The sequence below is a fragment of the Bartonella australis AUST/NH1 genome (assembly GCF_000341355.1).
GTDB classification, from domain to species: domain Bacteria; phylum Pseudomonadota; class Alphaproteobacteria; order Rhizobiales; family Rhizobiaceae; genus Bartonella; species Bartonella australis.
In genome coordinates, this window is record NC_020300.1 from 1,277,193 (window position 1) to 1,290,312 (window position 13,120).

Genomic DNA, 13,120 nt, shown 5'->3' on the forward strand with positions numbered 1-13,120 from the left:
AAATAAAGCTACAGAATATGCCAAAACTTCCTGTTACCATTCTCACTAGTCATCTTGGATCAGGAAAAATGATATTTCTCAATCGCATTTGAAGCAAACGTCACGCAATCATTCTCAATAAATTTGACGAGTCAGCATCAACAATTATCTTATCGTTAATCCGACGAGAAAATTTATGAAATGAATAATGGCCGTGTTTTACACTGTGCGTGGCGGTTTTATTCGCATTCTAGAAAGCCTGATGATACAGCGCCCTCATCGATTTTATGCCATCGTCGTAGAAACAACAGAGCTTGCTGACCTTATTCCAGCGGTATAAACTTTTTTACGGACAGCGCCGTACATGAAAAAGCTCCCTCGACAGTGTTATTGTAGTAGTTGATGCAAAACACTCTCCATTGTGACTTAAAAAGAACCATGAAGCAGGAAATCAAATTGCTTCCTCTGATATTATTTTGCCTGATAAAATAGATCCTGTCGGTACCATCTTATTCTACCCAGACAAAAAAATCGTGGTAATAAGTCTTAATGATGGCCTAATTTTATGTGGATATTTTAACGGCGCAAAAGGAAGTCTTCTCAAAGGCTGCAGCAAAAGTGCCATTTCGGCCCTAAGTTGAAGCCAAGCGGGCCGTGATTCAGCCTCCAGCGGAGAAAGTGATGTTATAAACATCGCTACTTAAGGGAAAGTATCCTTGACAAAGGACCGCCACAGCTAAAAATGGTAGCGCAAACCACCAGAGAAATTCATTCCAGAAAATCCTGCGCTAGTCAGCCTATGCTGATAGGAAAGATCGCCGTAAAGTGCAAGCTTCGAAGATAATTGCGCATGAACACCCGCGCCAGCTTCAAGCGATGAACCAAGCGCGCCTAACTGGAAATCATCCCCGAAAGACGCGAACTGCCTATCTTTAAAACTGTTCGAAAAATACGCTTTACCATATAAAGAAGCAGAACGCGCTTTTTCAGCGAATTTAAGCCTTTTACTCAAACGACCGCCGACACGCATCGTCCACTGTTCAGGTTGCCCTATATCAATATCAAAATTATCTATATCGCGCGCCTTATCAAAGAAAATCCGTTGATAAATAAGCTGGACCTGGGGATCAAATACAAGACCTCCGGACTCTACCGCAAAAGCCTTACCACTGGTAAGCGAAGCGCTCAGAGGTTTGCCCTTTATGCTGGCAGTTTTACCTCGCGCATCAGTAGAAACATCACCCTCAAACAGACCATAAGACAAAAGTCCATTTACGTAAAAGCCCGTATTATGCTGCAAACTTCCATACACCGCGGCCGACCATTTCTCAAACTTACTCTTCTTGCTCTCTTCGACGTCTTTAGGCTGGAGGGAGAATTTTCCGTAAGTTCCCGTCGCTCCAAAGAACAATGAGGCATGCTCGCTTTCTACCGCTTTCAATGAAATACCTGCCTCTAAGGCATTATAACTGAGATTCGCACCATACCCGTATTCCATATTTGATAAATTTGAAGCATAGCCGTATTGTCCGCCGTAAGCTCGAGCGAAGGGGGCTTGTCTTTTATCTAAAAATCCACGAAAAGCGGTGCCCATTGCTTCTATCTGCCTGTTTTGATTGCTTACGTCCATCAAGCCAACCTGGAACAAAGCATTTGGGAGAAGCAGATAAGTCGGAACTTGCGGGACAACAACCTTAACTTGTTGATCAGAAAGGAAATTGGGAGAGCCAGGAGCAGGCTCGACATACTCATGCTCAAGTCGAACATCCCAAAATTCGTCTTCATACAGATTCCGCGCGTTCGCAGATAATTGCTGATCTCCATCAGCTGCTTCAATATAGGCTTTTTCAATGTAGATTTTCAAACCATAAGCGTGAAGGCGGTACTGATAAGGTAAACCGTTCAGTGTAGTATAACCGCTACCTAATATAAAGGAATCCTCCTTTGCTTTTCCAAAAACCTGAATGATCGGAATACCTTCATTATTTTCGTCATCTTTCATATTGCGTTGAGATCCTTCTGGAGTAGCTCGCACGTAAATCGTAGTGGTCCCAGAAACGTCACCATTAATTAAAAGTTGATCGGATCTTTGATCCCCAAGTAAACCCCCAATATTGAAATAAAGTCGCGCATTATCATTCGTAGTATAAACCTCTCCAATTCCAGTCCCGACGGAGAGCGTCTGGTATCCTGCGGATGTTGGCTTTTCAAAAATAATAGAACTATCAGAAAGACTTACTAATGAAATAGATGACGATAAATCACTCAAATCTGGAGCGGAATCTTGAATTTGCGAACCTCTTCGCTTCTTTTGTGTCAAAGTCCATGTTGAACCATCGCTCAAATAAAGATGAACATCAGCTTCCTCAACAACGCGGCTGCCGCCTTTGAGCGAAGAAGCAGTGGCTTGGATGAATATAGAAGATCCCTCTTCAGCTTGTACTAATAAATTACCAGAGACGCTCGCTCCTTGTGACAAACCAATATAAGCGTCAGCACCATTACTATAAATAGCCACGTTATCTGGAACAATGAGACTTGCCCGTCGTCGCAAACTAATAACCTCCGCTCCGTGCGCAATCTCTTCCTGCTTTGACTCAGACGATGCCCCTGCTTCTTCCTGGAAAAGGTATATACCATGGGCTTCGTGGCCTTTCACAGTGATAATTGAATTCTCGATATTAACCCTATTAGAGCTAAAATCCACGCCACGAATCACCGGACTTTCAATCAATAAACCATGAGAATTGAAAGCATCCACGCTTCCATTCTCAAAATGGAGATCACCCCCGTTAGATACGTTAAAAACTGCGTAATTGTATTTTCCAGCGTTATTTTCTACCCTCTGAGTATTATTTAAAGTAACGGCAGTACCATCCAAAACAATCGCTCCCCCATAACTTGCGTGAAATACGTCGGCATTCACCACATCAACCGCTCCCCCCGTCATCTTCAAAGATGCTCCCTCGGTTACCCTAGCGGCCGCGGATAAATAGTCAGTCAGCTGCGGCTGGTGGTTATCTATCTTAATTTTCACGTCATTTAAAATAACAGACGCTTCTTCCTCACGTTCTCTTGCAAGTACGCCCACCTTGGCCTCAAGCGCCCCGCCATTCACCTCAACCGTTCCACCGTAAGCTATAAAACCCACAGCCATATCCTTAAAGGTCGAATTATTCAGAATAACCTTTCCATTCTCTGAGACAAATACACCATAATCCTTCGAGACTAATAGATCGTCATCTATGTACATGTACCTGGGGTCTTTGGATGCACTGGAATCTTCTGCAAGATTTACAGTACCTATCACTTCTATGTTAGTTGCATGAATAACCGTCCCCTCCCGCGCCGCCGCTATGGCAACGGGAGGATCTGCATCTTCGCTATTAGTGGATTTTAGCTGATAAGATCCGCTTTCTAACATATGCATTTTGCCATCATCACACATACAAGGAACCCCATGTCCATTACATTGAGATGGCCCATCATTTACGTTAGCACTTACATTTGGCAAAAAAGAAAAAAGGAACGTCGTAAAAGCACATAAATAAACATGACTTCTGACTATCGGAATCATAATCTTATTCTAAACTTTCTCCCCCTCCCTATTAAAATAAGAATATATCTACAAAAGAACACATCGATAAAAATATAATCCACTATAGACCCAGTGTAAACATCAAATGCGCAATAAAGACACAATTCGCACTCCTTAGCCTTATTCTGCATCCAACCGAGAAGCCAGGTTAAAATCTATAGCGCATACCACCAGAGAAACTGGTTCCCGAAAATCCTGCACTGGTCAGCTTATGCTGGTAGGAAAGATCGCCATAAAGTGCAAACTTCGAAGATAATTGCGCATGAACACCCGCGCCAGCTTCGAGCGATGAACCAAGCGCGCCTAACTGGAAATCATCCCCAAAAGATACAAACTGTTTATTATGAAGATCATTAGAAACATATAGCTTGCCATATAAAGAAACAGAATGTGACGCACTGTTCGTCATTAATCTCTTGCTCAAACGACCGCCAACGCGCATCGTCCACTGCTCAGGTTGCCCCATATCAATATCAAAATTATCTATATCGCGCGCCTTATCAAAGAAAATCCGTTGATAAATAAGCTGGACCTGGGGATCAAATACAAGACCTTCAGACTCTACCGCGAAAGCCTTACCACTGGTAAGCGAAGCGCTCAGAGGTTTGCCCTTTATGCTAGCAGTTTTACCTCGCGCATCAGTAGAAACGTCGCCCTCAAACAGACCATAAGACAAAAGCCCATTTACATAAAGGCCTGTATTATGCTGCAAACTTCCATACACCGCAGCCGACCATTTCTCAAACTTACTCTTCTTACTTCCTTCAACATCCTCGGGCTGAAGAGAAAATTTCCCATAAGTTCCCATCGCCCCAAAAAACCCTACAACAGACCCGCTCTCCACCGCTTTCAGCGAAATACCCGCCTCTGCGGCATCATAATGAATATCGCCTCCATACCCATATTCCACTTTTGATAAATCTGACGCATAGCGCTGTCTCCCTCCGTAAGCATTCGTAAAAAAGGACGTTCTTTTATTCAAAAATTCCTGAGGAGCAGCGCGCATCGCTTCTGCCTGTTTGTTTTGATTGCTCACATCCATCAAACCACTATGGAATACAGCATTTGGCAAAAGTAAATAAGTCGAGACTTGAGGGACGACGGCCCTGACCTTCGCTTCAGAATGGGAACCAGAAGAAGACTTAACATATTCATTTTCAAGACGGAAATCCCAAAACTCCTCTCCGTCTTGGTCTCCCACATCTACAAGCAACAGCTGCTGCTCGTCGATGTCCGCTGAGAGCGACCGTCTCTTCCTCTCCGCCCCTCTTTCTCCCTCTAAAGAAAATCTCGTACCATAAGCATGAAGGCGATACTGATAGGGCGAACCATTTAGCGTAGTATAGCCACCACCTAATATAAAGGAATCCTCCTTTGCTCTTCCAGCAACCTGAATGATCGAGGCACTTTCATCATTTTCACCATCATTCATATTACCTCTGGAATCTCCTGGAGCAGCTCGCACATAAACTTTAGTAGTTCCCCAAACATCGCCGTAAATTAAAAGCCGATCAGATCTCTGATCGCCGCGCAAACCACCAGCGTTAAGATAAAGTCGCGCATCCCCTTCCGCGATGTAAACACTTTTTTCATCTCCTTTTCCGATCGAGAGTATTTGATAACCGTTAGATGCCGGCAGCTCAAAAATAATAGAACTATCAGAAAGAGTTACAAGTGAAACAAATGATTCTGAACCGCTCAAATCTTGATCTCGTGAACCTGCATGTCTTCTTTGTGTCAAAGTCCACGTCGAATTATTACTTAAAGATAATTCAGCACGAGCACCATTATCAGAGTAAATGCCGCCTTTAAGCGAAGAAGCATCAGCACGAATTGACACAAAAGAATCACCAGAATTACCTACAAGCATTAATAACAAATCGCCCGAAATATCTGAGCCCTGTGATAACTCAACATAACCGCTGGTCCACTCATTATAAATAGCGATACCATCCGGTACAGCAAGACTTGCTCGTTTCAAAATAACAAGCCCCTTTTCATATTCATCGTTCCCGCCTTGAACACCGTAACTCCGCGACTCTAACAGTCCTTCTTCTTCACCGAGGAAAAAATGTATACCATGGGCTTCATCACCCTTTATAGTGAGAGTTGAATTTTCGATACTCACCTTATTAAAGTCAGAATATTCGTCCTTCATCATCAAGTTTTCGATCAATACGCCGTCAGAGTTGATGCCACCAGCATTCCCATTCTTAAAATCAATAGTACCACCACGAGCCACGCTAAAAACCGCGCAACCTCCTCCATAAGGACCATCTTCTGATTTACAATTTAAAGTGATGGCAACGCCATCTAAAGCGACTCTCCCTGCATAACTTGTGTAAAAGACGTCAGCATTCACTACATCAATCGCTCCCCCCATCATCTTAAAGGATGCTCCTTCAATTATCTTAGCGGCTGCAGATAAATAATCAGTCAGCTCCGGCTGGTAATTCTCTATCTTAATTTTGACATTATTTAAAATAACAGACGCTTTTCTATTTAAAATAACAGGCTTTTCTGGCTCATACTCGGTTGTCGCAAGTACACCCACCTTGGCCTCAAGCGCCCCGCCATTCATCTCGGCCGTTCCGCCATAAACCATAAAACCCACGACCATATCCCTAAGAGTCGAATTGCTTAGGACAACCTTTCCATTATTTTCCACAAATACGCCGTAATCTTTTGATACTAATACGCCATCGTCTAGATACAGGTGCCTGAAATTTCGGGACTCGCCGGGATCTGCTGGGGGTTTTGCGGTGCCTATCACTTCCATATTATTCGCGTAAACAATCGTCCCCTCCTGCGCTGCCGCTATAGCAAAGGGGGGCGTAGCGTCCTTATCATCCTCAGAACTTTCAGGTTTCAACCAATAAGATCCGCTTTCTAATATATGCGTTTTACCATCATCACATTTATAAGGGATTCCATGTCCATTGCACTGAGATGACCCATCATTTACGCTAGCACTTACATTTGGCAAAAAAGAAAAAAGAGACGTCGCAAGAGCACACAAACAAATATGACTTCTGACTACCGGAATCATAATCTTATTCTAAACTTTCTCCCCCTCCCTATTAAAATAAGAATATACCTACAAAAGAACACATTGGTAAAAATATAATCCACTATAGACCCAGTGTAAACATCAAATGCGCAATAAAGACACAATTCGCACTCCTTAGCCTTATTCTGCATCCAACCGAGAAGCCAGGTTAAAATCTATAGCGCATACCACCAGAGAAACTGGTTCCCGAAAATCCTGCACTGGTCAGCTTATGCTGGTAGGAAAGATCGCCATAAAGTGCAAACTTCGAAGATAATTGCGCATGAACACCCGCGCCAGCTTCGAGCGATGAACCAAGCGCGCCTAACTGGAAATCATCCCCAAAAGATACAAACTGTTTATTATGAAGATCATTAGAAACATATAGCTTGCCATATAAAGAAACAGAATGTGACGCACTGTTCGTCATTAATCTCTTGCTCAAACGACCGCCAACGCGCATCGTCCACTGCTCAGGTTGCCCCATATCAATATCAAAATTATCTATATCGCGCGCCTTATCAAAGAAAATCCGTTGATAAATAAGCTGGACCTGGGGATCAAATACAAGACCTTCAGACTCTACCGCGAAAGCCTTACCACTGGTAAGCGAAGCGCTCAGAGGTTTGCCCTTTATGCTAGCAGTTTTACCTCGCGCATCAGTAGAAACGTCGCCCTCAAACAGACCATAAGACAAAAGCCCATTTACATAAAGGCCTGTATTATGCTGCAAACTTCCATACACCGCAGCCGACCATTTCTCAAACTTACTCTTCTTACTTCCTTCAACATCCTCGGGCTGAAGAGAAAATTTCCCATAAGTTCCCATCGCCCCAAAAAACCCTACAACAGACCCGCTCTCCACCGCTTTCAGAAAAACACCCGCCTCTGCGGCATCATAATGAATATCGCCTCCATACCCATATTTCATCTGCGATAAATTTGAAGCGTAGCAGTGTCTTCCTCCGTAAGCATTCGTAAAAAAGGACGTTCTTTTATTCAAAAATTCCTGAGAAGCAGCGCGCATCGCTTCTGCCTGTTTGTTTTGATTGCTCACATCCATCAAACCACTATGAAATATGGCATTTGGCAAAAGTAAATAAGTCGAGACTTGAGGGACGACGGCCCTGACCTTCGCTTCAGAATGGGAACCAGAAGAAGACTTAACATATTCATTTTCAAGACGGAAATCCCAAAACTCCTCTCCGTCTTGATCTCCTACATCTACAAGCAACAGCTGCTGCTCGTCGATGTCCGCTGAGAGCGACCGTCTCTTCCTCTCCGCCCCTCTTTCTCCCTCTAAAGAAAATCTCGTACCATAAGCACGGAGGTGGTAAGGATAAGGTAGACCATTCAACGTTACATAACCAGAACCCAGCCTAAAAGAATCTTCCTGTGCTTTTCCTGAAACCTGAATAAGCGAAATGACCGGGCTATCTTCCTTATTTCTCATATTCCTCTCGGAACCTTCTGGAATAGAGCGCACATGAATAGTCGTCGTTCCAAAAACATCACCATGAATGAAAAGCTGATCAGATGCCTGATTTCCAGGTAAACCACCAGCGTTTAAATAAAGCCGCGCGTCACCATCTGCGACATAAACCTCTTTAACTCCGTTTCCGATAGAGAGTGTCTGGTACCCCGTGGATGTTGGTCTTTCAAAAATAATAGAACTATCAGAAAGACTTACGAATGAAATAGATGAAAATGAGTCCCCCACATTGGAGGCCGAATATCGAACTTGCGGACCTTTCCATTTCCTTTGCGTTACAATCCACGTCGAACCATTGCTCAAAGAAAGATGGGCGCTAGCTCCTTTACCGACGCGGCTACCACCTTTAAGCGAAGAATCATCGGCGAAAATCGATACAAAAGAACCACCATTAACATCCAACAATAGATCACCAGAAATTTCTGCTCCTTGCGATAAATGGATAGAATATTCAGCATCAGAAGCATAAAGAGCTACATTATCAGGGACTGAAAGAGATGCCCGTTCTAAACGAATAAGCCATTGATCAGACGACAGTTTCTTTTTATATTCATCACCTTCCTCATCATAGCCATTATCGTATTCTTCCACATCATCTTCCTCCTCCTCTTCGTAGTCGTCATCATCATCTTCTTCCCCCTCATCGTCGTCTTCCTCATCTTTCTGCATCTGATCATCATATTCATCTAAATAATATTTTTTAAATTTTCCCGCGGAGAAATAGATACCGTAAGACTTACCGCCCTTTACAGTGATAGCTGAATTTTCGATATTGACATCATGAAATTTAATAGTACCGCCAGCGCCATCCTCTGGTTCTCGGATTAATAAGCCAACAGCGTTCGTAGCGACGGCGCTTCCATTCTTGAAATTAATCCCACCGCCTCGAAAATCAAAAAGTGAATGGAAACCGCTTTTTTCTGTTACACGGTATTCTGGTTCCTCTTCGTCATTTTGCTGCCCCTCTGCATTACTTCTCCATACCGATGCATTATTTTTCCATACCAATGCATCATTGTGCGAAGTGACGGCAACGCCATTTAAATGTAAATATCCTCCAGCATTTACATGAAACCCACCAGTATTTTTTATATCAACCAGCCCATCTTCCATCTTAACATACGCATTATCGAGCGCTGTAACAGCCGCATAAGGAAAATTTGGTTCTGGATTATTTGCTTTAATTTTTGTGCCCGTTAAAACGGCAAATGCCCCTTCCCCGCTCGCAAACACGCCGAACTTAGCCTCAATCATCCCCCTGTTGACTATAACGGATCCCCCGTCAGTTGCAATGCCTACAACTACATCCTCAAAGGCCGAATCACTCAGGACGACTGATGCCCCATTTCCTATGAACAGGCCATAATTCTTGGGCACGATCGCCGTTTTACTTCGCATCTGAAAAGGTCCGGTAAACATATTAGAATCCGCTAAATCTGCAGTACCGATGATATTTATATTCTTAGCATTAACAGAAGTGCCACGCTCCTCTACAGTCATAGCAACAAGAGATTCCGGAGAATCCTGCTGTGCTCTCGAAGCTCCATCGATGTGGTAGGATTTATTTCCCAATATATGCTTTGCGCCATCATTGCAGAAATAAGACTGCCCTTTTTCGCCACATCCAGGCGGCTCAACAGGCTCAGCGCTCATCGCAATATTGATACCTAGTAAAAAAGAAAAAAGGGACGTTGTGAGAGTACATAAATACACATGACTTCTGACTATCGGAATCATAATCTTATTCTAAACTTTCTCCCCCTCCCTATTAAAATAAGAATATACCTACAAAAGAACACATTGGTAAAAATATAACCCACTATAGACCCAGTGTAAACATCAAATGCGTAATAAAGACACAATTCGCACTCCTTAGCCTTATTCTGCATCCAACCGAGAAGCCAGGTTAAAATCTATAGCGCATACCACCAGAGAAACTGGTTCCCGAAAATCCTGCACTGGTCAGCTTATGCTGGTAGGAAAGATCGCCATAAAGTGCAAACTTCGAAGATAATTGCGCATGAACACCCGCGCCAGCTTCGAGCGATGAACCAAGCGCACCCAACTGGAAATCATCCCCAAAAGATACAAACTGTTTATTATGAAGATCATTAGAAACATATAGCTTGCCATATAAAGAAACAGAATGTGACGCACTGTTCGTCATTAATCTCTTGCTCAAACGACCGCCAACGCGCATCGTCCACTGCTCAGGTTGCCCCATATCAATATCAAAATTATCTATATCGCGCGCCTTATCAAAGAAAATCCGTTGATAAATAAGCTGGACCTGGGGATCAAATACAAGACCTTCAGACTCTACCGCGAAAGCCTTACCACTGGTAAGCGAAGCGCTCAGAGGTTTGCCCTTTATGCTAGCAGTTTTACCTCGCGCATCAGTAGAAACGTCGCCCTCAAACAGACCATAAGACAAAAGCCCATTTACATAAAGGCCTGTATTATGCTGCAAACTTCCATACACCGCAGCCGACCATTTCTCAAACTTACTCTTCTTACTTCCTTCAACATCCTCGGGCTGAAGAGAAAATTTTCCATAAGTTCCCATCGCCCCAAAAAACCCTACAACAGACCCGCTCTCCACCGCTTTCAGCGAAATACCCGCCTCTGCGGCATCATAATGAATATCGCCTCCATACCCATATTCCACTTTTGATAAATCTGACGCATAGCGCTGTCTCCCTCCGTAAGCATTCGTAAAAAAGGACGTTCTTTTATTCAAAAATTCCTGAGGAGCAGCGCGCATCGCTTCTGCCTGTTTGTTTTGATTGCTCACATCCATCAAACCACTATGGAATACAGCATTTGGCAAAAGTAAATAAGTCGAGACTTGAGGGACGACAGTCCTGACCTTCGCTTCAGAATGGGAACCAGAAGAAGACTTAATATATTCATTTTCAAGACGGAAATCCCAGAACCCTTTGTAACCTTCTCGTCCCAATAAATTGCGATCAGCCTCTGCTGGCCCTAAAGAAGAATCTGGACCATAGGCACGAAGGCGATAAGGATAAGGTAGACCATTCAGCGTTACATAACCAGAACCCAGCCTAAAAGAATCTTCCTGTGCTTTTCCTGAAACCTGAATAAGTGAAATGGCCGGGCTATCTTCCTCATTTCTCATATACCTCTCAGAACTTTCTGGAACAGAGCGCACATGAATGGTCGTCGTCCCAGAAACATCACCACGAATGAAAAGCCGATCAGATGTCTGATTTCCAGGTAAACCACCAGCATTAAAATAAAGCCGCGCGTCGCCATCCGCGACATAGACCTTTTCAACTCCGTTTCCGATAGAGAGTGTCTGATACCCCATCGATGATAGTCTTTCAAAAATAACAGAACTATCAGAAAGATTCACGACTGAAATAGATGAAAATGAGTCCCCCACATTGGAGGCCGAATATCGAACTTGCGGACCTTTCCATTTCCTTTGCGTTACAGTCCATGTTGAACCATTGCTCAAAGAAAGATGGGCGCTAGCTCCTTCACCAACGCGGCTGCCGCCTTTAAGCGAAGAACCACTAGCAAAAATGGGTATAAAAGAACCACCCTGAACATCCAACAATAGATCACCAGAAATTTCTGCTCCTTGTTCTAAACTTATAGAATATTCAGCATCAGAAGCATAAAGAGCTACATTATCGGGGACCGAAAGAGATGACCGCGCCAGACGAATAAGCCACAGCTGGGACGGGAGGTCTCCTTCATAGCCCCCGCCTTCGCCGTTTCCGTTTTCATCTTCCTCGCCTTCGTCTTCCTCTTCATCCTCTTCGCCTTCCTCATCTCTCTGCATCTCGTAATTATTTTTCCCTTTTTCCCCAGAGAAATAGATACCGTAAGACTCACTACCCTTTATAGTGATAGACGAATTTTCGAAATCGACATCATTAAGCTCAACACCTTCTTTATTATCATTCACCGGTTCTCGAATTAATAAACCGACAGCATTCTTAGCAACAGCACTTCCATTCGTGAAATTAATCTCACCCCCTCGAAAATCAAAAAGTGAATAAAAATCGCTCGGGTCTACTATACTATATTCCTGTTTTTCGTTGCCATCTTGCGACTCTGCTGCATCACTTTGCCACTCCACTACATCATTTTGCCACCCTATTGCGCCATTTGACCGTCTCACTACATCATTTTTTAAACTAATAGTGGCACCATCTAAAATGAGATGTCCTCCAGTATTGATATGAAACCCGTCAGCATTTTCTACATCAATCAATCCGTCATTTACCTTAGCATATGCGTCATTGAGCACCATAATAGCCGCATAAGGAAAATCTTGTCCTCGGTCGCCCACTATTTTAATTTTCGTATCTGTTAAAACGGTAAACGCTTCTTCCTTCTTTACGAACGCGCCTATCGCGGCCTCAATTACCCCTCTCCTGACCTTAATTGCCCCACCATCGACCAAAACGCCCACCGCTACATTCTTAATAGTTGAATCGCTGATAATGACCGATCCCCCATCTTTTGCAAATACACCGTAACTTTTCGGCGCGATAAAAGTACCCTTCGAATCAGGAGACTCTTCATACATAGCAGAACCCAATAAATCCCTAGTACCAGCAATCTTTATATTTTTAGCATCAACAGCGGTATTACTCCCCTCTACTGTCATAGCGACGAAAAATTTTGAGCCTCCCTCCCCTTGAGGAGATTCACCGAGATAGTAGGATTGATTTTCCAATATATTCTCTTTACCATTATTGCACTGATAAAACTGCTCTTTTTCACCACATATAGCTTCTTTAGCAGGCTCAGCATCCGCAGCGGCACCCATATTTGGCAAAAAAGAAAAAAGGGCGGTTGTAAAAGCATATAAACGCATACGATTTTTAAACACTGGGGTCATAACTCTGCTCTAAACTTTCTCCCCCCTATTAAACAAAAAACGCCCACCGAAGGGCGTACACTCTATAATTCATAATGAATTATATGTAAAGATCAAACGCACAATAAAAACACAATTTGTAAA

General features: G+C 43.4%; 4 protein-coding genes and 1 pseudogene. 1 reads left to right on the top strand and 4 read right to left on the bottom strand.

Annotation, left to right across the window (positions count from 1 at the left end; translation table 11 throughout):
* Nucleotides 1-17 precede the first annotated feature (17 nt).
* A pseudogene (locus tag BANH1_RS07635) lies at nucleotides 18-479 on the top strand (GTP-binding protein); the annotation flags it as partial.
* Nucleotides 480-715: 236 nt separating this feature from the next.
* Here BANH1_RS07635 and BANH1_RS05540 read toward each other — a convergent pair.
* From BANH1_RS05540 to BANH1_RS07085, 4 genes are all read right to left on the bottom strand, one after another.
* Complete coding sequence (locus BANH1_RS05540) at nucleotides 716-3,556, bottom strand: autotransporter outer membrane beta-barrel domain-containing protein (RefSeq protein ID WP_015398395.1); 2,841 nt, start codon at nucleotides 3,554-3,556, stop codon at nucleotides 716-718.
* Nucleotides 3,557-3,725: 169 nt separating this feature from the next.
* On the bottom strand, nucleotides 3,726-6,626 hold the full coding sequence (locus BANH1_RS05545; RefSeq protein ID WP_015398396.1) for an autotransporter outer membrane beta-barrel domain-containing protein: 2,901 nt from the start codon (nucleotides 6,624-6,626) through the stop codon (nucleotides 3,726-3,728).
* 169 nt (nucleotides 6,627-6,795) lie between these two features.
* A complete protein-coding gene (locus BANH1_RS07080; RefSeq protein ID WP_083878132.1) occupies nucleotides 6,796-9,855 on the bottom strand; it encodes an autotransporter outer membrane beta-barrel domain-containing protein in 3,060 nt (1,019 codons plus the stop codon).
* A 169-nt stretch (nucleotides 9,856-10,024) separates the two neighbouring features.
* On the bottom strand, nucleotides 10,025-12,997 hold the full coding sequence (locus BANH1_RS07085) for an autotransporter outer membrane beta-barrel domain-containing protein (protein ID WP_015398398.1): 2,973 nt from the start codon (nucleotides 12,995-12,997) through the stop codon (nucleotides 10,025-10,027).
* Between the last annotated feature and the right edge of the window lie 123 nt (nucleotides 12,998-13,120).